This is a genomic window from Achromobacter agilis (genome assembly GCF_900496965.1).
Lineage (GTDB): Bacteria > Pseudomonadota > Gammaproteobacteria > Burkholderiales > Burkholderiaceae_B > Achromobacter > Achromobacter agilis.
On record NZ_UFQB01000022.1, the window covers coordinates 1 to 22852 of the forward strand.

Genomic DNA, 22852 nt, shown 5'->3' on the forward strand with positions numbered 1-22852 from the left:
AACACCGGGGCATCCTCGACGCCACCCTCGCCCGCGACGCCGGCCGCGCCTGCGACCTGCTCGCCAGCCACATCCGGCTCACCTACGACGCCGTCGCCAGGCTGCCGCCCGAGCTGTTCAAGCCTTCCGCCTGAAGCGCCCGCGAGTTGAAAAAAACCCACACCGCGCGTGCACCCGTTGATCCCGCTACACCATTTCTATAGAATCTTCAATTCGGGCCTTTGCCCATTCCTTTTCCCCATTCAATACACCACTGGGAGGCGAAAGATGATGTATCCGCAAACCGCCGTCCCGCGCGTGTCTCCGCGACGCCATTAAGTCGTCGCCCGCGCGGACCCATCGCTGGATGCCTATCTAGCGACTGGTCCTCCGCGCCCGCTCCAAATCCGTAAACGCAATGCCTGCGCAACTCGCGCGGGCCGTCCCTTCCTCTTTCCACACAAGGACTCCCGGCGTCCTGGTGACGCCGGGCCATTGCAATGGCTAGAAAAAAAATCGATCTTCGAGGACAGGCCTTCAAGGATGTCCTGGGCTTTACCTTCCGTTATTGGCGCGCGCAGCCCTGGCGCACGGCGCTGATCATCGTGCTGGCGCTGCTGTCGTCGGCGGCCGACGTGCTGACGCCGCTATATGCCGGCCGGCTGGTCGACGCCGTGGCGTCCGGCGCCGCGGGCGACGAACTGGTCTGGAGCGCCGCCCTCACGTCGTTCTGGCTGCTGATCGCACTGGGCATCGGCAGCACGCTGCTGCGCCAGGGCGTATTCCAGAACATCATCACCTTCACGCTGAAGATGATGAATGAAATCGTGTCCAACGCCTTCTACCGCGTGCAGCGCTTCTCCACCGACTGGCATGCCAACAGCTTCGCCGGTTCGACGGTGCGCAAGGTGACGCGCGGCATGTGGGCCGTGGACATCCTGAACGACACGCTGCTCGTCGCGCTGCTGCCTTCGATCGTCATGCTGGTCGGCGCCACCGCCCTGCTGGGCGCGCACTGGCCCATGATGGGTCTGGTGGTCGGCGCGGGCTCGGTGCTGTACATCGCCGTCACCGCCGCGCTGTCGCTCGGCTACGTGGCGCCGGCCGCGCGCCTGGGCAACGCCTGGGACACCCGCATGGGCGGCGCCCTGGCCGACGCCGTGAGCTGCAACGCCGTGGTCAAGGCCTTCGGCGCCGAGGAACGCGAAGAAGCCAGGCTGGAGCACGTCGTCGACAAATGGCGCCGGCGCACCCGCCGCACCTGGATCCGCGGCACGCTGAACGGCGGCATCCAGGGCGCGATGCTGGTGGCGATGCAGGCGGGCATCCTGGGCGTGTCGCTGCTGCTGTGGTCGCGCAACGAAGCCACCGTGGGCGACATCACCTTTGCCTTGACGATGTTCTTCATGCTGCAGGGCCACCTGCGCGACGTGGGCATGCACATCCGCAACCTGCAGCGCTCGGTCAACGACATGGAAGAACTGGTCGCGCTGGAAAAACAGCCCTTGGGCGTGGACGACCGTCCCGGCGCGGGCGAAATCCGCGTTACGGCCGGCGAGATCCGCTTCGAGGACGTGACCTTCCGCTACGGCACGCACGGCACGGCCCTGTACGACAAGTTCTCGGTGCGCATCGCGCCGGGCGAGCGCGTCGGGCTGGTCGGGCATTCGGGATCGGGCAAGACCACGTTCATCAAGCTGATCCAGCGCCTGTATGACGTGAGCGACGGCCGCATCACCATCGACGGGCAGGACATCGCCCAGGCGAAACAGGCCTCGCTGCGCAGCCAGATCGCGATCGTCCAGCAGGAACCGGTGCTGTTCCACCGCACGCTGGCGGAGAACATCGCCTATGCGCGCCCCGGCGCCATGCAGGCCCAGATCGAGCAGGCCGCGCGCCTGGCCAGCGCCCATGATTTCATCATGGCGCTGCCCAAGGGCTATGACACGCTGGTGGGCGAACGCGGCGTGAAGCTCTCCGGCGGCGAGCGCCAGCGCGTGGCGATCGCCCGGGCCTTCCTGGCCGATGCGCCCATCCTGATCCTGGACGAAGCCACATCCAGCCTGGACAGCGAAAGCGAAGTGCTGATCCAGCGTGCGATGGACCGCCTGATGGAAGGCCGCACGACGCTGGTGGTGGCCCACCGCCTGTCCACCGTACGCGCGCTTGACCGCCTGCTGGTGATGGACCATGGCCGCGTCATCGAGGAAGGCAGCCACGAAGCGCTGATCCGCCTGAAGAACGGCCTGTACCGGCGCCTGTTCGAACGCCAGGCCCTGGAGCTGACCAAGGGCCTCAGGCCGGAGGAACTGCTGGACGACGGCGCGGCGCCACCCGCGGCCGCGCCTGCGGACCCGGTCGAAGAGCCGGACGAATCGTCGTACGCCTTCGCCAAGTAAGGCCCTCGCGGCGCTCCCGGGATACCCGTCCCGGGAGCGCCGCGCTTCTTTATGCGGGACGCTGCGCGATCGTCAGGCGCAGGCCAAAGCCGATCAGGGCCACGCCGAAGATCCGGCTCTGGATCTTCTGGGCCCGCGGACTGGCCGACATCCAGCGCCCCACCGCCCCGCCCGCCAGCGCGCACATCACGTCGAACGCCAGCCCCAGGCCGACCAGGATCACGCCCAGCACGGCGAACTGCTGGCCGATCGGCCCGTGGGCCGGCGACACGAACTGCGGCAGCAGCACCGAGCAGAACAGCAACGCCTTGGGATTGAGCACGTTGGTCAGCACCCCGCTCAGGAGCGCCCCGCTCCAGCCCGCTTGGCGCGGCGCCGCCTGGCCGACGGCATCGTAGGACACCGGCCCGGCGCGCAACAGGCGCACGCCCAGCCAGACCAGGTAGCACCCGCCCACCGTGCGCGCGGCATCGAACGCCCACGGATGGGTCTTGAACAGAGCCGCCAGCCCCAGCGCGGCCAGGGTCACGTGGGCGGCCCGCGCGATCGCCAGCCCCACCGCCACCGCCAACGCCTGCCCGCGTCCGCGCAGCACGCCGGTTTCCAGCAGCAGGATCATGTCGGGCCCCGGCACCACATAGACGATCAGCAGCGCCCCCAGAAACATCGCCATATCCACCATCGCCCGCTCCTGCCTATCTTGTCGAAGAGGAGATCATTCTAGGAAAATCGGGCTGGCATGTGCTTGCTATTCCTGCCACCATATCGATCATGATTAGCACACTTCACCAACATCCACTCAAACAATCCATAATTCATGCCAAAACGCGAACTGGACGGCTATGATCGCCGCATCCTCGAGGCTCTGCAGCAGAACGGCCGGCTGACGAATGTCGAGCTGGCCGAACAGATCGGGCTGTCCCCGTCGCCCTGCCTGCGCCGCGTGCGCCTGCTGGAGGAAGCCGGGGTCATCCAGGGATACGAGGCCCGGCTGGCGCCGGACGAGGTCGGCCTGGGGCTGACCGTCTTCGTCGGCATCAAGGTCGAGCGGCACCACGAACGCGACGCCGCCGAATTCCGCAAGGAAGTCAGCGCCCTGCCGGAGGTTATCGCCGCGCACCTGGTCTCGGGCGAATCCGATTTCCTGCTGCAGGTGGTGGTGCCGGACCTGCGCGGGTACGAGCGCTTTCTGCTCGACACCCTGCTGAAGCTGCCGGGGGTGAAGGACATCCGCAGCAACTTCGCCATCCAGACCATCAAGCCCCAAAGTCCGCTGCCGCTAGACCACCTGGCCAAGTAACCCCCTTTTCAGGACGGCATCGCCGCCGCGGCGCGGTCCACCGCCTGCGAGCGGCGTTCGAAGCGGTCCTGCGACATCGCCAGATACCGTTCCACGACGGCCGGCTCGGACGTCTTGGGCGTGCCGCCGGGGAACGGCGGCTTGGGGTCGTACTCGATCTGCAGCTGGATCAGCTTGGCGACGTCCTCGCCGCACAGTTCCGCCACCACCTTCAACCCCATGTCGATGCCCGACGTGACGCCGCCCGCGGTGAACACCCGGCCGTCCACGCACATGCGCTCGTCGCTGGGTATGGCGCCGAAGCGCGACAGCAATTCGCGCGCGCGCCAGTGGCTGGATGCGCGCTTGCCGCGCAGCAGCCCCGCGGCGCCCAGCAGCAACGATCCCGTGCAGATGCCGAATACGTATTGCGCCTCGAGCCCCTGCTTGTGCGTAAACGCAACCCAATCGGGATCGACAATGGCATCATCCGTGCCCGGCCCGCCCGGCACCACAAGCAGATCGCAGGGCGGCGCGGACGCGATGGTCTGCGTGGGCACGAAGCACAACCCGCGATCCGACCGTACCGGATCGCGCGTTTTTGCGACAAAATCCACGGTGAAGCCCGGCGCGCCCGCCAACACCTCGTACGGCCCGGTCATATCCAGCTGGGTCAGTCCCTCGAACAAGAGAAAATTCACATGCATGACGATGCTCCCTTAGAAACGCCAGCCTCCAGGATAGGCGGACGCGCCCGGCCCGACGCGCCAATTGCGGCCCCGAATGCGCCATTGCGCATCCTGTTCGTCCTGTACGACGGATTCCAGCCGCTGGACCTGGCCGGGCCCTGGCAGGCTTTCAGCTCGGCGAACGAAGAGGCCGGGCGCAAGCTCTACCAACTGCAAACCATCGCCGCCACGCCCGTGGTCGCCACCTGGGAACAGGGCCTGCGCATGCAGATGGACGGCACCTTCGCGGATGACGCCGACGTGCCGATCGACACAATGCTGGTGCCTGGCGGGCCCGGCGCGGATCTGGCCAGCGTCCACGGCGAAACGCAGGCCTGGCTGCGCCGCCGCGACCCGGACACCCGGCGCACCTGTAGCGTGTGTACCGGCGCCTTCGTGCTGGCCGCCACCGGCCTGCTCGACGGCCGGGCCGTCACCACGCACTGGCGTTCGGCCACCCGCCTGCAAGCGCACTACCCGGCCCTGCGCGTGCAGGACGACCGCATCTTCATCGAAAGCGGCAAGTACTGGACCTCCGCCGGCGTCACCGCCGGCATCGACCTGGCGCTGGCGCTGATCGAGCGCGATTTCGGGCCCGACCTGTCGCAACAGGTCGCCCGCCGGCTGGTCGTCTTCATGCGGCGCAACGGCGATCAGCGCCAGTACAGCCAGACCCTGCGCCTGCAGGACCGCGTGGCCGCGCCCTTCCGCGAACTAGTCGAAAAAATGGAAGCGCAGTTGTCGGCCCGCTGGTCGGTGGACGACATGGCCGACGCCTGCCACATGTCGCGCCGGACCTTCCAGCGCAGATTCGCCGCGCATTTCGGCGTTGCCCCCACCGAAGTGCTGCGCCGCTTGCGCGAAGAGCGCGCGGCGGCGCTTGCCGCGAGCGGCAAGGTCTCCAGAAAGGAAATGGCGCGGCAGTACGCGGTCCGGCCGGCGGCCGGGCGGCCGCCGGCCGAATGACGCGCCCGTACCCCGTCTAGCCCGCCAGGCCCACCGATACACCGCCGCACACGTACAGCAGCTGCCCGGTCGTGAAGCCCGCGCGCGGATCCAGGAACATGGCAACCGCGTGGGCCACCTCTTCCGGCCGGCCCACGCGGCCCGCCGGGATCGAGGCTTCCAGGGCCACGGTCTTCGGCGCGCCGGGCGGATTGGACTGGTTGAAGAGCTCGGTGGCCACCGGCCCCGGCGCCACGGTGTTCACCGTGATGCCGTCGCCGGCCAGCTCCAGCGCCCAAGTGCGCGTCATGCCCGCCAGCCCCGCTTTGGAGGCCCCGTAGACGGTCCGGCCTCCTTTGCCCAGGCCCGCGCGGCTGCCGATGTTCACCACGCGTCCGTAGCGCGCCGCCCGCATGCCAGGCAGCAGCGCCTGCAACAGCAGCAGCGGCGCGGTGAGGTTCAGCGCCAACGTGCGGGCCATCTGCTCCTGCGTCACGTCTTCGAGGTTGGCGACCTGGATCATCCCCGCGTTGTTGACCAGATGCAGCACGGAACGCTCGGCCGCCAGTTCCCGCGCGGCGGCGATGGTCGCCGCCGCGTCGCCCAGGTCCACCGAACGGAAGGTTTCGCCGGGCAGCAGCGCCTCCGGCGCCCCGCGGCTGAAATTGACGACCTGGTAGCCGTCTTCGATCAGGCGCGCGACGATGGCGCGGCCGATGCCCCGGCTGCCGCCGGTGACCAGTGCGATGGGTGTTTTCATTGCGCGGTGATTCCCTTGTCCTTGATGAGTCCGCCCCATTTTTTGCGTTCCTGGCTTTCGAACGCCGCCAGGTCCGCGCCGAAGAGCGTGCCGGGCTTGGCGCCCATGCCGGCGAAGTTCTTCGCGATGGCCTGGCCTTGCAGGCCGCTGCGCGCGGCTTCGATCAACTGCTTGACCACGGACTCCGGCGTGTTGCGCGGGGCGTATAGCGCGAACCAGGCCGTGACGTCGAAGCCCGGCAGGCCCGACTCTGCGACGGTCGGAAGATCGGGCACCGACGGGTCGCGCGTGGACGAGGTCACGGCCACGCCGCGCACCAGGTTCCCGTCCTTGATCTGCGCAAGCGACCCGGGCAGGTTGTCGAACAGCAGGTCGACCTGGCCGCCGGCCACCGCCGGCAGCGAAGCGGAAGTGCCTTTGAACGGCACGTGCAGCATCGTCACGCCCGCCATAGCCTCGAAGTATGCGCCGGTCAGGTGCACCGAAGAACCGACGCCGGGCGAGGCGTAGGTCAGTTTCTTGTCCCTGGATTGCTTGGCCGCCTTGATCACGTCGGCCACTGTTTTGTAGGGCGACTTGGCGCTCACGGCGATGACGTTCGGCGTGGTCGACACCAGCGCGATGGGCACCAGATCGCGCTCGGGATCGAACGCCATGTTGTTGTACAGGAACTGGTTGATGGTCTGGGTGCCGATGGTGCCCAGGCCCAGCGTATAGCCGTCCGCCTTGGCGCGGGCCACGTAGGCCATGCCGATGTTGCCGCCCGCGCCGGGCTTGTTCTCGACCAGCACGGTCTGCTTCAGGCCCGGCTCCAGCGCGTGCGCGATGGCGCGGCCGAAGATGTCCGCCCCGCCCCCGGGCGGATACGGCACGACGACGGTGACGGGATGGTCGGGATAGCCGGCGGCGTGGGCCGCGGGCAGCGCCAGCACGGCCAGCGCGGCGACCGCGAAGCTGCGCCATGCGGCGCGCGGATACACGGATTGCGTCATGGTTTTGTCTCCGATCGAATCCGCTGATTGCGGATTTCTTTTGGGTTTCTTTTTAAAGTACGTAAATACGTACTATATTAATAAAAACATAGAAAACCGATAGGAGACAAGCAGATGAAACGCTGGACCCGACGCCCCGAAGGATCGACCTGGGGCGACTTCGGCGCGGACGACGAGCTCGGCCGCCTGAACCTGCTGACCGAAGAAAAAGTGCTGCAGGCCGTGCGCGAAGTCCGCGCGGGCAAGGTGTTCTGCCTGTCGCTGCCGCTGGACCTGCCCGGCGGCAACGTGCTGAACCCGCGCCGCCACGCGCCCACGCTCAAGCCCACGTTCCGCGAAGGCACGCCCTACCTGAACTTCGAGATGTCGCAGGTGCAGCCCGAGGCGGTGGACGTGCTGTCCGACGACCAGGTCACCCTGTCCATGCAGTACTCCACGCAATGGGACGGCCTGTGCCACGTGGGCGCGATGTTCGACATCCAGGGCGACGGCGAGGCCCGCCGCGTCTACTACAACGGCTATGCGGCCGGCGTGGACGTCTTCGGCGGCGCGGACGCCGACGCCTCGGCCGAGGCCTGCTGCCCGCCGGGCGGCTCGTATGCGCGCAAGCTCAGCGTCAGCCGCTATGCCGAAAAAGGCATGCAGGGCCGGGGCGTGCTGGTGGACCTGGAACGGGCATTCGGGCCCGGCCGCACGATCGTGGGGCACGCCCAGCTGCAAGCGGCCATGCAGGCGCAGAACGTATCGGTCGAGGCCGGCGACATGCTGGTGCTGCGCACTGGTTTCGCCGAGGCGGTCGTGGCCATGAACGGCCAGCCCGATCCGCACAAGCTGGAGCAGACCGGCGCCGTGCTGGACGGTTCCGATCCGGCGCTGCTGGACTGGATCACGCGTTCCGGCATCGCCGCCCTCTGCGCCGACAACTACGCGGTCGAGGCCTATCCGGCGCGCACCTCGGGGCCCGGCCATTCCATCCTGCCGTTGCATCACCACTGCCTCTTCAAGCTGGGTGTCCCGCTGGCCGAGCTCTGGTACCTGAAAGACCTGGCCGACTGGCTGCGCGGGCAGGCCCGCAACCGCTTCCTCCTGACCGCCCCGCCCCTGCGCATGCCCGGCGCGGTGGGCTCGCCCGTGACGCCGATCGCTACCGTGTAAGCCATGCAGCTCCCGTACTCGACCTTCTCCGAACACCTGGACGCGCTTGCCGCGCGCCAGCCGGACGCCCCTCTTCTCATCGACCAGGATCAACCCATCAGCGCCGCGGCGCTGCGGGCGCAAAGCCGCGCGCTGGCCGCCGGGCTCACGCGCATCGGCGTGCGGCCCGGGCAGCGCGTCGCGGTCTGGCTGCCCAATTGCGCGGCATGGGTGGAGTCCTTCCTTGCCTGCGCGTACCTCGGCGCGCTGGTGCTGGCGGTCAATACGCGCTTTCGCGCGCTGGAAGTCGCCGACATCCTGGGGCGCGGCCAGGCCGATTGGCTGGTGTTCTGGCCGGGGTTCAAGGGCATCGACTTCCAGGGCATTCTCGACGGCGTCGCGCCCGAGCACGTGGCGCGGTTGCAAGGCGTGATCGCACTGGCCGAGGCCCGCGAGTCCCCCGTGGTCCACGGCAAGCCGGCGCACCGCTACGCGGACCTGCTGGCCACGGAGGAGCCCGCGCCGCCGGCGCAGGGCAACGCCGGCGTGCTGTGCTTCACCACGTCGGGAACCACGTCCAAGCCCAAATTCGTGCTGCACGACCAGCGCACCCTGCTGCGCCACGGCGCGGCGGTGGCCGGGGCCTATGGCTACGACGCCCACAGCTGCGTACTGGCCAGCGCGCCCTTCTGCGGCGCCTTCGGCTTCGCCACGCTCGTGGGCGGCCTGGCCCAAGGCGCACCCGTCGTCTGCGCGCCCGTCTTCAACGCCGCGCAATCCGCCGCCGCCGCGCGCCGCTACGCGGTAACGCACACCTATGCCAACAATGAAGCGCTGGTCGGCATGATGCAGGCGGCCGCGCCGGGCGACTTCGCCTCCGCCCGGCTCTTCGGCTTCGCCAGCTTCACGCCGGCGCTGGATCACCTGCTCGACCTCGCCCAGGAGGCGGGCGTGCCACTTACCGGCCTGTACGGCTCCAGCGAACTGATTGCCCTGGCTGCCGGGCAGCCCCGCGACCCCGCCGAAGGCGAAGTCTCCGCCCGCCATCAGCCCGGCGGCGCCTTGATCTATCCCGACGCCCGCGTGCGGGCGCGCGACCCGGCCACGGGCGACATCCTGCCGCATGGCCAATCCGGCGAACTCGAAATCCTGTCGCCCAGCCTGATGCAGGGCTACCTGGACAACCCCGAGGCCACCCGCGGCGCCGTCACCGCCGACGGCTATTTCAAAACGGGCGACCTGGGCTACACGCTGACCCCGCGCCAGTTCGTGTTCCAGACTCGCATGGGCGATTCGCTGCGCCTGTCCGGCTTCCTGGTCAATCCCGTGGAAATCGAACAGGTCGTCGAGACCCTGCCCGGCGTAAGCGCCTGCCAGGTCGTGGGCGCTACCCAGGCCGGCAAGATCGTGCCCTATGCCTTCGTGCTGCTGGACGAAGGCGCCCAGGCCGATCCCGCCGGCTGGGCCGCCGCCTGCAAGGCGGCGATGGCCGGCTTCAAGGTGCCGGCAGGCTTCGCCGTTCTGGACGCCTTTCCCTCGGTGGAGAGCGCCAATTCGGTCAAGATCCAGAAACACCGGCTGCGCGAAATGGCGGACGCCCTGCTCGCGTCGGCCGCCACGCCGCCTTCGCCCTGACCATGTCCGCCCGCAAGCTCTTCTCGCACAGCCCCCAGCCGCTCTACCTGCAGGCGGCCGCGCTGTTTCGCAGCCACATCCAGAACCGCACGTGGCGGCCCGGCCAGCAGATTCCGCCGCTGGAATCCCTGATGGCAACCTACGGCATCTCGCGGGCCACGATCCGCCAGGCGTTCGGCCTGCTGGAGGAAGACGGGCTGATTCGGCGCGCGCGCGGCTCCGGCACCTTCGTCAACGCCGAACTGCCCGAAACGCCCACCCTGCTGATCCCCAAGACCTGGGCCGAGACCGTGGAGCTGAGCAATCAGCTGGGCACGGTTTCACTAGTGGAGTCCAGCGCCGACTCGCCGCTGCCCGACATGCTGGGCATGCCTTGCGGGGCCGACCGCGGCGGCAGTTTCCAATACCTGCGCCGGGTGCACACCACCGATGCCGGCCCGTTCTGCTACAGCGAGGTTTTCCTCGACAGCGGACTCTTCCGCAAGCATCGCGCCCGCATCCAGAAGAGCACCGTCGCGCCGGTGCTGGACCAGTTCTACGGCGCGCGCATCAGCGAGGCCCGCCAGGTGCTCAACGTGATCGAGGCCGGCCAGGAATCCGCCGAATCCCTGCAGATTCCCGTTTCTTCCCCCGTCGCCGAGCTGCGCCGCTATGCCTGCATCGACGGCCGCGTGGTGTATTTCGCGCGGCTGGAATTCCCCTTCCGCAAGGTCCGGATGGAATTCGACCTGCTGACCGGCCGCTGAGGCGTCCGGCCGCCCCGAGGAGTCCGTCCCGCCACGCCCCATTGCCCCACCTTCCCGCAGCATCCGAAAAGATCCGGCACAAAGGAGACCCCCATGACATGCCCCGGAACACCACGGATTTACTTGCAGTTGCGCAGCACCCTCACCTTGTTGGCCGCCACGGCCGCTTTCGCGGCGGGCGCCGCCCAGGCGCAGCCCGCGGCGGTCTCCGATGACGTGGTCCGCCTGGGGCTGATCCTGGATATGAGCGGCGTCTACGCCGACGTGACCGGCAAGGGCAGCGCCACCGCGGCAGAGATGGCCATCGCCGATTTCGGCGGCACGGTGCTGGGCAAGAAAATCGACCTGATGGTGGTGGACCACCAGAACAAGGCCGACATCGCCGCGGCCAAGGCGCGCGAGTGGTACGACGTCCAGAAAGTCGACGCCATCATGGACGTGGCCGGATCCGCGCCCGCGCTCGCCGTACTGGAAGTGGCCCGCGAAAAGAAAAAGATCGTGGTCTTCAGCGGGCCGGGCACCGAGCGCATCACCAACGACCTGTGCTCGCCCTATTCCGTGCACTACACCTACGACACCTGGTCGCTCGCGAACACCACGGCGCGCGCCACCGTCGAACAAGGCGGCAAGAGCTGGTATTTCCTAACGGCCGACTATGCCTTCGGCCATACGCTGCAGGCGTCCGCGACCGATGTCGTGAAAGCCAACGGCGGCACGGTGCTGGGCGCATCGCGCCACCCGCTGGGCTCCAGCGACTTCGCCTCCTACCTGCTGCAGGCCCAGGCCAGCCGCGCGCAAATCGTGGGCCTGGCCAACGCCGGCGGCGACACGGTCAACGCCATCAAGGCCGCCAGCGAATTCGGCCTGACCAAGGGCGGCCAGAAAATGGCCGGCCTGCTCCTGTACATCAACGACATCCACGCCATCGGCCTGGAAGCCGCCGCCGGCCTGACCCTGACCGAGGCGTTCTACTGGGACATGAACGACCAGACCCGCGCCTGGTCGCAACGCTATTACGACAAGCTCAAGAAAATGCCCAACATGAGCCAGGCGGGCACCTATTCGTCGGTGATGCACTACCTGAAAGCCGTACAGGCCGCGGGCACGGACGAACCCACCGCCGTGATGAAGCAAATGAAGGCCAGGCCGATCAACGACTTCTTCGCCTCCAACGGCCGCATCCGCGAGGACGGCCGCATGGTGCACGACATGTACCTGTTCGAGGTCAAGCAGCCGTCCGAGTCCAAGCGACCCTGGGACTACTACAAGTTGGTGGCCACCCTGCCCGGCGACCAGGCCTTCATGCCCTTGTCCAAGTCCACCTGCCCGCTGGTGAAGAAGCAGGAGCGCTAGCCGCGCAGCGCGCGGTCGAGCTCCATCACCGTTTGGTAGAGGACGCGCGAGCCGTCCAGCAGTTGCGCCGGTTCGATCCATTCCTCGGGGCAGTGGCTGCGCCCGTTCAGGCAGGGAATGAAGATCATGCCGATGGGTCCGGTGGGCGCCATGTAAACGGCGTCGTGGCCGGCGCCGCTGGGCAGGCGCATCGAGGCGTAGCCCAGCTGGCCGGCCGCAGCCTCGACCGCATCCATCACCAGCGGTGAGCAGTCCGTGGGCAGGGCGCGGCTGACCGGCGCCACGCTGGCGTTCAGCCGCAGCGCCTTCAGGCCTTCGGCCACGCCTTCCATCAGTGTTTCCGGAAAGCCGTCCAGCACGGCGTTGCTGTCGCTGCGCACTTCCAGCACCATCTCGACGCGGCCCGGCACGGCATTGGCCGCGTTGGGCGTGAGCGTCAAGCGGCCCACGGTGGCCACCACGTAGTGCGGATTGCCGCTGAGCGCGCTGGCTTGGCGGTTGGCCACATCGATAATACGGGCGGCGCCCACCAGCGCGTCGCGGCGGATGTCCATGGGCGTGGTGCCGGCGTGGTCGGGTTGCCCTTCCACAGTGATCTGCACGCGGCGGATGCCGACGATATTGGTCACCACGCCGACCGGCAGCTGGCGGCTTTCCAGCACGGGGCCTTGTTCGATATGCAGTTCGACGAAGGCGGCGGTCTCGCCGGCGCCGCGCAACGGCGCATTCAGCGCCGCCGGGTCGCCGCCGATGCGGGCAATGCCCTCGGCCAGGGTTTCGCCCTGCGGGTTGCGCGCCGCCAGCATGGAGGCGTCCAGCTTGCCGCTGAACGCGCGGCTGCCGACGCACGAAGGACCATAGTCGCTGGGCTCTTCGGACAGAAAGTCGATCACCTCGAATGGATGTTCAAGCTGAATGCCGTGTTCGCGCAGGCTGTGAGCGACTTCAATACCGGCCAGCACGCCGATGATGCCGTCAAAGCGGCCGCCGCTCATGACCGTATCGCAATGCGAGCCGGTGCTGATGGGCTTGCGGGCCGGGTCCCGCCCGGCCAGCGTGCCGATCAAGTTGCCGCCGGCGTCCAGGCGCGTGGCGAGGCCCGCGGCCTCGAACTCCTGGCGCAGCCAGGCACGGGCCTGGGCGAACTCGGGCGAAAAGGCGCGGCGTGTCCAGGGAACATCCGGCAGGGTAAAGCCGGCCAACGTTTCAACGCGCGCCCACAGGCGTTCCGCGTTCAAGGGCGGGAATTCAACGGCCATGGATCCGCTCCTCAAGCCTGGCGCGGGCGCAGGAAGCGGCCGTCGCCCTTTTGGTTGACGATGCGCTGGCCGTCGAACACCAACTGACCGCGGCACCACGTCGCCGCGACGCGCACGGTGAACTCGCGGCCCTCGAACGAGCTCCACTGCACGGCCGACAGGCTGTCCGAGGGGTCGAAAGCGTAGCGTTCCGGCTTGAGGATGACGATGTCCGCGTCCTTGCCCACGTCCAGCGTGCCCTTGCGGTCGTCCAGCAGGAAGTGCTGGGCGGGGTTGCGACTGAGCTGCCTCGCCACCATCGACGGCGCGATGCCGTGCTCTTCGCAGCCGGTCCAGAACGCCGGCAACAGTGTTTCCAGGCCAGGACCGCCAGACGCGTTCTTGAACACATTGGGGTTCTGTTTGCGCTCCAGGCCCCAGCTCACGTGGTCCGACGACACGAAGGTGCATTCGTCGTTGGCGATGTGGGTCCACAGCAGGTCCACTTCGGCTTTCGGCCGGATCGGCGGATAGTGCTTGGTCTTGGCGCCGAAGCGGCGCGTGTGCTCTTCGTGGTCCAGCATCAGGTACTGCACGCAGGTCTCGATGCTGGAACGATGGCCGTTGCGGCGGTACATGTTGCAGATCTCGAAGCCGCGCGAGGTCGACACATGCACCGCATGCGCGCGGGCGCCGGTTTCAGCGCCGATCTCGTAGATCAGCGCGGTGGCCAGGTTCTCGATCAGCGGCGTGTGGGCGCGCATGAACGCATCCCAGCCCGTGTCTTCGGCCGCGACCAGGCGCGCGATGTTCTTGCGCGTCATGTCCTGCATCTGGTTGTGCACGCCGCAGGCCAGTCCCGATGGCGCGATCAGCCGGAACGCCTCGTACAGATCGTCTTCCTCGATGCGCGGGAAACGGCCCGGCGTGGCTTCGAAGGTCGAGAATTTGAACGCGCAGACGCCGCCCTCGATCAGGCCGGCGGCGGCCCCCAGGCCGTGCTGGGTATTCAAGGTGCCGAACAGCGCCACGTCCACATGGCAGTCGCGCTCCACTTCGGCGATCTTGGCATCCAACTGCGGGCGCGAGGCCACGGGCTCCGGATCGTCGTAGGGCATGTCCACCATCACGGTGACGCCGCCCGCCGCCGCGGCGCGCGAGGCCCAGCCCAGCCCTTCCTGGTTCAACTGGCTGCCCGAGTGCACCTGGCCGTCGACCACGCCGGGCACGATCCACTGGCCGCGCGCGTCCACGCTTTCCCGCGCAGCGGGCGGCGCGCCGACGCCACGCGCCGCGATCTTGCCGTCTCTCACCGCCAGCCAGCCGTCCGTCGCCACGGTGTCCGGATCGACGATATTGCCCCGCACCACCCAATCGAAATCGCTCATGACCGCTTCCATCCTTTAAATGAGTGGATGCAGTGTAGTTAGCGCCCTACCAAAACGTCTTATGCTTATATGTATGTAGGAATTAACATCAGGTTAATCATATGAAATTGAATCTGCGGCAGATCGAGGTCTTCCGGGCCATCATGCTCAGCGGCTCCATCAGCGGCGCGTCCAAGCTGCTATTCGTGTCCCAACCTGCGGTTAGCCGGCTGATCGCCTATACCGAGCAGCGCCTGGGCCTGATGCTGTTCCAGCGCATCAAGGGCCGGCTCTATCCCACCCCGGAAGCCCGCCGGCTGTTCGTGGAAGTCACGGCGCTCTACCAGAACGTGCAGCGCGTGAACGAAGTGGCCGACAACCTTGCCGAGAACCGCGAAGGCCAGTTGCGCCTGTCGTGCAGCCCCAGCCTGGGGCAATCCCTGTTGCCGCGCGCCATTGCGCAGTTCCGGCGGCAATTCCCGGAAGTCCGCATCGTGCTGCAGACGCTGATCCCCGCGGTGATGCTGCAGTCGCTGCTGACGCAGCAGGTGGAGCTTGGCGTCGCCTACATGCCCGTGGACCATCCCAGCCTGGCGTGGCAACCCCTGTATGAAAACAAGATTGTGGCGGTGTTGCCCGCAGGCCATCCCTTGGCGGCGCGCGGCCAGGTCACGGTACGCGACCTGGTCAACGAACCCTTGATCGGCTACAGCGCCGACATCCCCTTCGGCATGCTGATCAACAAGCTCTTCGGCGGGGAGGACGCGCAACCCGAGCCGCGCATCGAGGTACAGCAGGCCCATGTAGCCTGCGCTCTCGTGCAGGCGGGCGCGGGGGTCGCGCTGGTGGACGAGATCACGGTGGCCGGCCCTATTTGGTCCGAGGTCGTGACCGTACCCATCAGCGGCACGGTGAATGCGCCGGTGAACGTGTTCCATCTACAGTTGCAGCCACTGTCCCGGCTCGCGCTGGCTTTCATCAACGTGCTGCACAACCTCGATTAGCGCGGCCGCGCCGCGCAACGCTCTTGGGGATATCCCTTAGGCCGGTTTGGGGGCCGCGCCGCCTTCACTGGGGTGGCGGCCGGTTATTAACATGATGTTATGCATAAGACATAAAAGGTAATACGACATTATCAAAATTGGTTCCTATGATGCCCTCGTCTGTCCTGCGCTTGCACCGCGGGAATCGTTCAAACAGCAATCGGGAAGGAAGGCACCATGGGTAGGATTTTGACTATGCGCGACGTCGAGGCGGCGGTCCGGGGCGGCTCGGTGTTCGCCTGCGGCGGCGGCGGCTGGGCGGAGCACGGCCGGGAACTCGGTTCGATGGCCGTCACGATCGGACGGCCTGAACTGGTTTCCATGGACGAAGTGCCGGACGACGCCTGGATCGCCACGGCGGCCGCCATCGGCGCGCCGGGCGGGCTGACCGACTGGCAAATGCTTGGCATCGACTACGTCAAGGCCGCCCAGCGGCTGCAGGACGCGCTGGGCGCGCCGGTGTATGGCCTGATCATCGGCCAGAACGGCATGTCCAGCACCCTGAACGGCTGGCTGCCTTCGGCAGTGCTTGGCACCAAGGTGGTGGACGCCGTGGGCGATATCCGCGCCCATCCCACCGGCGACATGGGATCTCTCGGCCTGGCCGGCAGCCCCGAGCCGATGATCCAATGCGCCGTCGGCGGCAACCGCGCCAGCAACTCCTATATGGAGCTGACCATCCATGGCGCCACCGGCAAGGTGTCGCCCGTGCTTCGCAAGGCCGCGGACATGGCCGGCGGCTTCATCGCCAGCTGCCGCAACCCGATACGCGCCGCTTATGTGCGCCGGCACGCGGCGCTCGGCGGCATCAGCAAGGCCCTGGCGCTGGGCGAGGCCATCATCGCGGCGCAAGCGCGCGGCGGCAGTGCCGTGATCGACGCGATCTGCAAGGCCACGCAGGGGGAGATCATCGGCTCCGGCAAGGTCGTGCGCAACACGCTCCAGTACACCGAAGAAGCCTTCGACATCGGCACGGTGGAAATCGGCGAAGGCGCCGGCAAGCGCGTGATCCACGTGATGAACGAACACATGGCCGTGACCGATGCCCAGGGCGCGCGGATCGCCTGCTATCCCGACGTCATCACCACGCTGGACGCCGACGGCAACCCCGTGAGCGCCGGCAAGCTGCGCGAGGGGCTGCAGGTAAGCATCCTGCACGTGAGCAAACAGCACATCCCGCTGTCCTCCAGCGTCACCGATCCATCGGTTTACCCCATCGTGGAAAAGGCGCTGGGCATGAACTTCACCGACTACGCACTGGCATCCTGAGGTCAACCCACGTGAAACGCGAATTCAATATCCCCGGCGGCAACGTGCTGCGCTGCAAGGGCTGGCGCCAGGAGGCCTTGCTGCGCCTGCTGGAAAACGTGCTCGCCGTGGGCGAAGACCCCGCCAACCTGGTGGTCTACGCGGCGCTGGGCCGCGCCGCGCGCGATTGGCCGTCGCATGACGCCATCGTCAAGGCCCTGCTCGAACTGGAAGAAGACCAGACCCTGATCGTGCAGTCGGGCAAGCCCATCGGCGTGCTGCGCACGCATCCGCAGGCGCCCATCGTGATCATGGCCAACTGCAATATGGTCGGCCAATGGGCCAAGGCGGAAAACTTCTACCAATGGGAGCGGGACAACCTGATCTGCTGGGGCGGGCTGACCGCGGGCGATTGGCAGTACATCGGCTCGCAGGGCGTCATCCAGGGCACCTATGAGATCTTCTCCCGCATTGCCGAACGCCATTTCGGCAATGACCTCCGGGGACGCTTCATCCTGACCGCGGGCATGGGCGGCATGGGCGGCGCGCAGCCGCTGGCCGGCCGCATGGCGAACGCCGCCATCCTGACCGTGGAGATCAATCCCGAGCGCATCGAGAAGCGCATCAAGGCCGGCTTCCTGGAGCGGCGCGCGGACTCTCTGGACGAAGCCCTGGCGCTGATCCGCCAGGCGCAGGAGCGCCGCGAACCGATCTCGGTGGGCCTGCTTGGCAACGCGGCCGACGTCTACCCGGAGATCCTGGCCCGCGGCATCGTGCCGGACATCGTGACCGACCAGACCTCGGCGCACGACCTGGTCTATGGCTACATCCCGGCCGGCCATACGCTCGAACAGGTGGCGGCATTGCGCCGCACAGACATTCCCCGGCTGATGGACGCCAGCCGCGCGTCGATCGTGCGCCACGTCACCGCGATGCTGGGCTTCAAAGACCGCGGCGCCGTCGTATTCGACAACGGCAACCTCATCCGCACCCACGCCAAGCAAGGCGGCGTGGAACGCGCCTTCGAGATCCCGGTCTTCACCGAAGCCTTCCTGCGGCCGCTGTTCGCCCGCGCCATCGGTCCGTTCCGCTGGATCGCGCTGTCGAACGATCCGGACGACATCCGCAAGATCGACGATTTCCTGCTGCGGCGCTTTCCCGACAACTTCATCGTGTCCAACTGGATCCGGCTGGCGCGCGAGGAAGTGCCGTTCGAAGGGCTGCCCGCGCGCATCGCCTGGCTCGGCCACGGCGAGCGTACCGAACTTGCGCTGGAAGTCAACCGCATGGTCCGCGAGGGCACGCTCAGCGCGCCGGTCGCCTTTACCCGCGACCACCTGGACGCCGGTGCAATGGCCCATCCCAACATCATGACCGAGAACATGCGCGACGGCTCCGACGCCATCGCCGACTGGCCGCTGCTCAACGCGATGATCAATTGTTCATCCAGCGCCGACCTGGTGGCGATCCATTCCGGAGGCGGCGGGTACAGCGGCTACATGACCAGCGCGGGCGTGACCGTCGTGGCCGATGGCTCCAGCGCGGCTGAGGAACGCCTGCGCCTGTCGCTGACCAACGACACGGCCAGCGGCGTGCTGCGCTATGCGGACGCCGGCTACGAAGAGGCCCTGGACGAGGTGCGCCGGAAAGGCATCGCGCGCATCGACACCGCTACGAGCGGCGGCTGACCCCGGACGCTCTCCAGGCACACACGATTTCAATGGGGAAAAAATGAAAGACATCACGATCAATCCGGGAGTCGGGGCCCCGCCGGGCCGCGGCGCCTCCCAAACGGCTAAAGCCCACAGCGGGCGCAAGGCGGTCATCGCCGCTTCCGCCGGCAATGCGCTCGAATGGTACGACTTCACCGTCTACGCTCTGTTCGCGGTGTACATCGGGCAGAACTTCTTCCATAACGCCGATCCCACCGTCCAGTTGATGGCATCCTTCCTGGCCTTCGGCCTGGGCTTCGTCGTACGGCCGCTCGGCGCGCTGATACTGGGATCCTACGGAGACCGCGCCGGACGCAAGGCGGCGCTGACGCTGACCATCATGCTGATGGCCCTGGGCACGCTCCTGATCGCGGCCGCCCCGCCCTACGCCGCGATCGGCGTGGGCGCCCCGCTGCTCATCGTGTGCGGCCGCGTGCTGCAGGGGTTCTCCGCCGGCGGCGAAGTGGGCGGCGCCACCGCCTTCCTGGTCGAGCATGCGCCGGAAGGCAAGCGCGGCCAGTACGCCTCGTGGCTACAGGCCAGCATGGGCATCTCCAACCTTCTGGGCGCGCTGGTCGCGACCCTGGTCACCACGCTGCTGACCGAACAGCAGGTCGGGGAATGGGGATGGCGCGTGCCGTTCATCATCGGCCTGGCGATCGCGCCGGTCGGCTTGTGGATGCGCCGCGCGCTGGACGAAACGCCCCACTTCCGCGAAGAGCAGGCGCGCCAGGCGCTCCAGGGCGACCGCGTCAAGGAGCCCCTGCTGTCGGTCCTCCGGGACTATCCCAGGGAGCTGCTGACCGGCCTGTGCATCTCCGTGCTCTGGGCCGTCGGCCCCTATGCGCTGATCATCTTCATGCCCATCTATGTGCAGAAGTCGATGGGCTTCTCCAGTTCGCAGGCTTTCCTGGCCGCCCTGGTGGGCAATCTGTTCCTGATCGGCGGCTGCGTCTTCTCCGGCACGCTGTCCGACCGCTACGGCCGACGCAACGTGCTGCGTGCAGCGGCGCTGTTGCTGCTGCTTGCGTCCTATCCGCTCATGATGTGGCTGAAGGCTTCGCACACGCAGGGCGCGCTCATCGTGGTGCAGTCGCTGTTCTGCCTGATGGTGGCCATGTACGTGGGCGTGGCCCCGGCCGCGCTGTCCGAAGTGTTTCCCACCTCCGTGCGCTCCTCCGGCATGTCCTTGTCGTACAACACGGCGGTCACGGTCCTGGGAGGCTTCGCGCCGGCCATTCTTACCTGGATCACCTACACCACGGGGGTGGCGTTCGCGCCCGCGCTGTATGTGATGGGCGCCTGCGTGGTCGCGCTGGTGGCGCTGACGCTACTTCCGCAGGGCCGCCATGTTTAACGCACATAAAACACTGATCGCAGCCGCGACGCTCACGCTCGCCGGCTTTTGCGCGACGCCGCTCGCGGCCGAATCGCCCGCCGCGGCCGAGCTCGTGCTGCTGGGCGTCGCGGGCGGACCGACCTGGTACGGCGATGCCTCGCCCCACGGAATTTCGTCCGCCGTGCTGGTGAACGGACGGGCCTACATCGTAGACCTGGGTTCGGGCGCATACCGGCAACTGCGCCGCGCCGGCGTCAAACCCGGCACGGAGCAGGCGGTGTTCCTCACTCACCTGCACACCGACCACATCATCGACCTGGCGAATCTCCTGATGTACGACCCGAGCGCGCGGCGCCGCGCCAAGGCCTCCATGCAGATATACGGCCCCGGGCGGCGCGGCGTGCTGCCGCCGCTCGCGCCGGGCATGAAGGACGACGTGGTGGTCCATGCCGAGAACCCTTCCGCCGGAACCCGCGACCTGGTCGAATCCGTCGTCGCCGGCATGTCGGCCGACCTCAACATACGCGTGCGCAGCGAAGGCGTGCCGGACATCCGGCAGTTCTTCAAGGCACACGATATTGCGGTGCCTGCCGGCGTGGTCAAGGATCCGAACACCGATCCCGCGCCGCCGATGGAACCGTTCCCCGTCTGGCAGGACGAACGCGTCAAGGTCAGCGCCATCTTGGTACCGCACGGGCTGGTCTACCCCAATTTCGCGTATCGCTTCGACACCGCGGCAGGCTCGGTCGTGTTCTCGGGCGATACCGCGGTCAGCGAAAACCTGATCAAGCTGGCGCGTGGCGCGGACGTTCTGGTGCATGAGGCGATCGACCCGGCCTGGGTCGACCACATTGTTGGCGCCAAGCCTTGGGATGCCCGCCAACAGGCGCTGGCCCATCAGCTGCTGGAGGCGCACACCACGCCCCAGGAGGTGGGCGAGGTGGCCACGCGCGCCGGAGTCGGGACGCTCGTGCTGTCGCACTTGGTGCCGGGGGACGCTCCCGCGGAGCATTGGCTGCAGGCGCGCCGCACCTTCCAGGGGCCGGTCGTGCTGGGCCAGGATCTGCTCCGCCTGCCGCTCCGCGGCCAGCCCAAACCCTAAGCCTCCGCTGTTCCACCGCGACGTTGCGGGCCGCTGCGCGGCCCGCTGCGCAGCCGCACCCTCTTCCCCCTTACGCCAGGAGTCGCAATGCCTATGCAGAGCCCGCTGTTCGCGTCCGGCCGCTCCCTCCGGACCGCAACCCCGATCATCCGCCGGTCCCGTTCCATCGCCGCGCTGCTGGCGGCGTTCCTCGCCCCCGCAGCCCTCGCTTCGGCCGCCTGCGCCCCCGTCGCGCTGGACGGCCGCTCCCTGACCCTGGCGCAGGTGGACTCCGTCGCCAGGCAGGGCTGCGCGATTACGGTGACCGGCGAGGCCATGCAGCGCGCGGAACGCGCCTACGACCTGCTGCTGGCGTATGCCCGCCTGGACCGCCCCGTGTACGGACTGAACCGGGGCGTAGGGCTGAACAAGGACCAGACCATTTTCAAGGGCGGCGAAATTTCGCCCGAAGTCCGCAAGCTGTCGGAGCAATTCAATCGCAATCTTTTGCGCTCGCACAGTGCCGCCTACGGCGCGGAGGCGCCCCGGGAAGTGACGCGGGCGGCAATGCTCATCCGGCTGAATACCGCCCTGTTCGGCGGCTCGGGCCTGCAGCCCGCCGTGCTGCGCCAGTATGCCGAATTCCTCAACCGCGGCATCACCCCCGTGATGTTCGGGGAAGGCTCCGTAGGCGAGGCCGACATCACCATTCTTCCGCAAATCGGGCTGGCGATGATGGGCGAAGGCGAGGCCTATTACCGCGGCCAACGCCTGCCCGCGGCACAGGCCTTGCGCCAGGCCGGCCTAGAACCGGTGCAGCCCTTCGGCAAGGATGCCCTGGCCATCGTCAGCTCGAATGCCTATGGCGCCGCTGTCGCCTCGCTGGCGGCGCTGGACGCGGCCAGGCTGCTCTCGCAGGCCGATGCGATCGCCTCGCTCTCGCTCGAAGGGCTGGGCGGAAACCTGGCTCCGATCCTGTCGGCGGCGCAGGCCCAACGGCCCTACGGCGGGCAGCTACGCACGGCCGAACACATGACGGCATTGCTGCAGGGCAGTTCCCTGTGGAAACAGGACGCCCGGCGGGCCCTGCAGGATCCGTTGAGTTTCCGCACCGTGAGCCAGGCCCACGGCGCGGCACGCGACATGCTGGAACTGCTGCAACGACAGTTGCAGCTGCAGATCAACAGCTCCGACGATAACCCCACCGTGGCGCTGGATGCCCGCCCCCCGGACGACGCCCAATCCTACGAGCTGCAGTTCTACGTCACGGACGGCCCGGTCCGCGGCGCCGTGCTGCCCAGCGCCGGCTTCGATCCCAGCGCCTGGGTGCTGCCGCTCCAGAGCATGGGCGTGGCCTTGTCCCAGGTGGCGCAATTGTCGGCCCAGCGCACGCTCAGGCTGACCGATACCGGATTCACCGGCCTTGCGCGGTTTCTCAGCCCGGGAAATGGCGCGATCGGCTACGGGCCGATCCAGAAGACGGTGTCGTCACTTGCCTCGGAGATCAGGATGCTGTCATTGCCGGTATCGACCGATGTCCAGCCCCAGGCCGGGAACATCGAAGACGTCGGGACCAATGCACCGGCGGCGGGCCGCAGGCTGGCTTCCCAGGTCGACCGCTTGACGATGCTGCTGGCGGTAGAACTGATGCACGCCGCGCAGGCGGTGGACCTGCACGCCGCCCAACACCCCGATTTCCGGGCCGGGACGGGCACCGGCGCGCTGTGGCGCGCATTCCGCAATCAGGTTCCCTACATGGCCGAAGACCGCCGCAACGACACCGACATCGTCCTGGCCGCCGGATTCCTGACGCAGGGCCGGCATCGGCCCGAATGGGCCGGCCTGGCCCCCTGAACGGAAGCGGCCGGCCCCGC

Annotated in this window: 19 protein-coding genes; 13 read left to right on the plus strand and 6 right to left on the minus strand. The window is 67.7% G+C overall.

Annotation, left to right across the window (positions count from 1 at the left end):
• The first annotated feature begins 479 nt into the window (after positions 1 to 479).
• Positions 480 to 2378: an ABC transporter ATP-binding protein gene (locus AGI3411_RS22145; RefSeq protein ID WP_129529484.1), complete on the plus strand. Its 1899-nt coding sequence runs from the start codon at positions 480 to 482 to the stop codon at positions 2376 to 2378.
• Positions 2379 to 2427: 49 nt separating this feature from the next.
• Here the strand turns inward: AGI3411_RS22145 and AGI3411_RS22150 are convergent, their stop codons facing one another.
• Positions 2428 to 3051, minus strand: coding sequence for a LysE family translocator (locus AGI3411_RS22150; protein WP_244240423.1), 624 nt, complete (start codon positions 3049 to 3051; stop codon positions 2428 to 2430).
• A gap of 144 nt (positions 3052 to 3195) precedes the next feature.
• On the opposite strand from AGI3411_RS22150, the gene AGI3411_RS22155 reads away from it, so the two are divergent.
• A complete protein-coding gene (locus AGI3411_RS22155) occupies positions 3196 to 3678 on the plus strand; it encodes an Lrp/AsnC family transcriptional regulator (protein ID WP_129529486.1) in 483 nt (160 codons plus the stop codon).
• Positions 3679 to 3686: 8 nt separating this feature from the next.
• Here AGI3411_RS22155 and AGI3411_RS22160 read toward each other — a convergent pair whose 3' ends face one another.
• Positions 3687 to 4364 (minus strand): DJ-1/PfpI family protein, encoded by a 678-nt coding sequence (locus AGI3411_RS22160; protein ID WP_129529487.1) that lies wholly within the window; start codon positions 4362 to 4364, stop codon positions 3687 to 3689.
• Positions 4365 to 4454: 90 nt separating this feature from the next.
• Here AGI3411_RS22160 and AGI3411_RS22165 point away from each other — a divergent pair, with 90 nt between their 5' ends.
• Complete coding sequence (locus AGI3411_RS22165; protein WP_244240430.1) at positions 4455 to 5351, plus strand: GlxA family transcriptional regulator; 897 nt, start codon at positions 4455 to 4457, stop codon at positions 5349 to 5351.
• 16 nt (positions 5352 to 5367) lie between these two features.
• On the opposite strand, the gene AGI3411_RS22170 is transcribed toward AGI3411_RS22165, so the two are convergent.
• Together AGI3411_RS22170 and AGI3411_RS22175 are read right to left on the minus strand one after the other, a co-directional pair.
• Positions 5368 to 6090: an SDR family oxidoreductase gene (locus AGI3411_RS22170; protein ID WP_129529489.1), complete on the minus strand. Its 723-nt coding sequence runs from the start codon at positions 6088 to 6090 to the stop codon at positions 5368 to 5370.
• On the minus strand, positions 6087 to 7082 hold the full coding sequence (locus tag AGI3411_RS22175) for a Bug family tripartite tricarboxylate transporter substrate binding protein (RefSeq protein WP_129529490.1): 996 nt from the start codon (positions 7080 to 7082) through the stop codon (positions 6087 to 6089). The genes AGI3411_RS22170 and AGI3411_RS22175 overlap by 4 nt, the downstream gene beginning before the upstream one ends.
• Before the next feature lie 114 nt (positions 7083 to 7196).
• Between AGI3411_RS22175 and AGI3411_RS22180 the strand changes: the two genes are divergently transcribed.
• From AGI3411_RS22180 to AGI3411_RS22195, 4 genes are all read left to right on the plus strand, one after another.
• On the plus strand, positions 7197 to 8237 hold the full coding sequence (locus tag AGI3411_RS22180; RefSeq protein ID WP_129529491.1) for a cyclase family protein: 1041 nt from the start codon (positions 7197 to 7199) through the stop codon (positions 8235 to 8237).
• Between the two features lie 3 nt (positions 8238 to 8240).
• Positions 8241 to 9851, plus strand: a complete 1611-nt coding sequence (locus AGI3411_RS22185; protein WP_129529492.1) for an AMP-binding protein — start codon at positions 8241 to 8243, stop codon at positions 9849 to 9851.
• 2 nt (positions 9852 to 9853) lie between these two features.
• Complete coding sequence (locus AGI3411_RS22190; RefSeq protein ID WP_129529493.1) at positions 9854 to 10597, plus strand: GntR family transcriptional regulator; 744 nt, start codon at positions 9854 to 9856, stop codon at positions 10595 to 10597.
• Positions 10598 to 10690: 93 nt separating this feature from the next.
• On the plus strand, positions 10691 to 11950 hold the full coding sequence (locus tag AGI3411_RS22195) for an ABC transporter substrate-binding protein (RefSeq protein WP_129529494.1): 1260 nt from the start codon (positions 10691 to 10693) through the stop codon (positions 11948 to 11950).
• On the opposite strand, the gene AGI3411_RS22200 is transcribed toward AGI3411_RS22195, so the two are convergent.
• Positions 11947 to 13209 (minus strand): Zn-dependent hydrolase, encoded by a 1263-nt coding sequence (locus tag AGI3411_RS22200; RefSeq protein ID WP_129529495.1) that lies wholly within the window; start codon positions 13207 to 13209, stop codon positions 11947 to 11949. The genes AGI3411_RS22195 and AGI3411_RS22200 overlap by 4 nt on opposite strands.
• 11 nt (positions 13210 to 13220) lie before the next feature.
• Positions 13221 to 14576 carry a dihydroorotase gene (locus AGI3411_RS22205; protein WP_129529496.1) on the minus strand — a complete coding sequence of 452 codons (1356 nt, stop codon included), beginning with the start codon at positions 14574 to 14576 and terminating at the stop codon, positions 13221 to 13223.
• A gap of 101 nt (positions 14577 to 14677) precedes the next feature.
• On the opposite strand from AGI3411_RS22205, the gene AGI3411_RS22210 reads away from it, so the two are divergent.
• The 6 genes from AGI3411_RS22210 to AGI3411_RS22235 all read left to right on the plus strand — a co-directional run bounded on the left by AGI3411_RS22210 (position 14678) and on the right by AGI3411_RS22235 (position 22832).
• Complete coding sequence (locus AGI3411_RS22210; RefSeq protein WP_129529497.1) at positions 14678 to 15559, plus strand: LysR family transcriptional regulator; 882 nt, start codon at positions 14678 to 14680, stop codon at positions 15557 to 15559.
• A gap of 216 nt (positions 15560 to 15775) precedes the next feature.
• Positions 15776 to 16867 (plus strand): DUF917 domain-containing protein, encoded by a 1092-nt coding sequence (locus AGI3411_RS22215; protein WP_129529498.1) that lies wholly within the window; start codon positions 15776 to 15778, stop codon positions 16865 to 16867.
• 11 nt (positions 16868 to 16878) lie between these two features.
• Positions 16879 to 18534: a urocanate hydratase gene (locus tag AGI3411_RS22220; protein WP_129529499.1), complete on the plus strand. Its 1656-nt coding sequence runs from the start codon at positions 16879 to 16881 to the stop codon at positions 18532 to 18534.
• Between the two features lie 43 nt (positions 18535 to 18577).
• Positions 18578 to 19915, plus strand: a complete 1338-nt coding sequence (locus AGI3411_RS22225) for an MFS transporter (protein ID WP_129529500.1) — start codon at positions 18578 to 18580, stop codon at positions 19913 to 19915.
• The gene (locus tag AGI3411_RS22230; protein ID WP_129529501.1) at positions 19908 to 20999 is read left to right on the plus strand and encodes an MBL fold metallo-hydrolase; all 1092 of its coding nucleotides are present in this window, start codon (positions 19908 to 19910) and stop codon (positions 20997 to 20999) included. Before AGI3411_RS22225 ends, AGI3411_RS22230 begins: the two co-directional genes overlap by 8 nt.
• Before the next feature lie 87 nt (positions 21000 to 21086).
• The gene (locus AGI3411_RS22235; RefSeq protein ID WP_244240424.1) at positions 21087 to 22832 is read left to right on the plus strand and encodes an HAL/PAL/TAL family ammonia-lyase; all 1746 of its coding nucleotides are present in this window, start codon (positions 21087 to 21089) and stop codon (positions 22830 to 22832) included.
• Positions 22833 to 22852: the final 20 nt, after the last annotated feature.

What these genes read in the sequence shown, in the direction of transcription:
- AGI3411_RS22145 (WP_129529484.1), top strand. Translation starts at nt 480, where the DNA reads ATGGCTAGAAAAAAAATCGATCTTCGAGGACAGGCCTTCAAGGATGTC.
- AGI3411_RS22150 (WP_244240423.1), bottom strand. Translation starts at nt 3,051, where the DNA reads ATGGCGATGTTTCTGGGGGCGCTGCTGATCGTCTATGTGGTGCCGGGG.
- AGI3411_RS22155 (WP_129529486.1), top strand. Translation starts at nt 3,196, where the DNA reads ATGCCAAAACGCGAACTGGACGGCTATGATCGCCGCATCCTCGAGGCT.
- AGI3411_RS22160 (WP_129529487.1), bottom strand. Translation starts at nt 4,364, where the DNA reads ATGCATGTGAATTTTCTCTTGTTCGAGGGACTGACCCAGCTGGATATG.
- AGI3411_RS22170 (WP_129529489.1), bottom strand. Translation starts at nt 6,090, where the DNA reads ATGAAAACACCCATCGCACTGGTCACCGGCGGCAGCCGGGGCATCGGC.
- AGI3411_RS22175 (WP_129529490.1), bottom strand. Translation starts at nt 7,082, where the DNA reads ATGACGCAATCCGTGTATCCGCGCGCCGCATGGCGCAGCTTCGCGGTC.
- AGI3411_RS22180 (WP_129529491.1), top strand. Translation starts at nt 7,197, where the DNA reads ATGAAACGCTGGACCCGACGCCCCGAAGGATCGACCTGGGGCGACTTC.
- AGI3411_RS22185 (WP_129529492.1), top strand. Translation starts at nt 8,241, where the DNA reads ATGCAGCTCCCGTACTCGACCTTCTCCGAACACCTGGACGCGCTTGCC.
- AGI3411_RS22190 (WP_129529493.1), top strand. Translation starts at nt 9,854, where the DNA reads ATGTCCGCCCGCAAGCTCTTCTCGCACAGCCCCCAGCCGCTCTACCTG.
- AGI3411_RS22195 (WP_129529494.1), top strand. Translation starts at nt 10,691, where the DNA reads ATGACATGCCCCGGAACACCACGGATTTACTTGCAGTTGCGCAGCACC.
- AGI3411_RS22200 (WP_129529495.1), bottom strand. Translation starts at nt 13,209, where the DNA reads ATGGCCGTTGAATTCCCGCCCTTGAACGCGGAACGCCTGTGGGCGCGC.
- AGI3411_RS22205 (WP_129529496.1), bottom strand. Translation starts at nt 14,576, where the DNA reads ATGAGCGATTTCGATTGGGTGGTGCGGGGCAATATCGTCGATCCGGAC.
- AGI3411_RS22210 (WP_129529497.1), top strand. Translation starts at nt 14,678, where the DNA reads ATGAAATTGAATCTGCGGCAGATCGAGGTCTTCCGGGCCATCATGCTC.
- AGI3411_RS22215 (WP_129529498.1), top strand. Translation starts at nt 15,776, where the DNA reads ATGGGTAGGATTTTGACTATGCGCGACGTCGAGGCGGCGGTCCGGGGC.
- AGI3411_RS22225 (WP_129529500.1), top strand. Translation starts at nt 18,578, where the DNA reads ATGAAAGACATCACGATCAATCCGGGAGTCGGGGCCCCGCCGGGCCGC.
- AGI3411_RS22230 (WP_129529501.1), top strand. Translation starts at nt 19,908, where the DNA reads ATGTTTAACGCACATAAAACACTGATCGCAGCCGCGACGCTCACGCTC.
- AGI3411_RS22235 (WP_244240424.1), top strand. Translation starts at nt 21,087, where the DNA reads ATGCCTATGCAGAGCCCGCTGTTCGCGTCCGGCCGCTCCCTCCGGACC.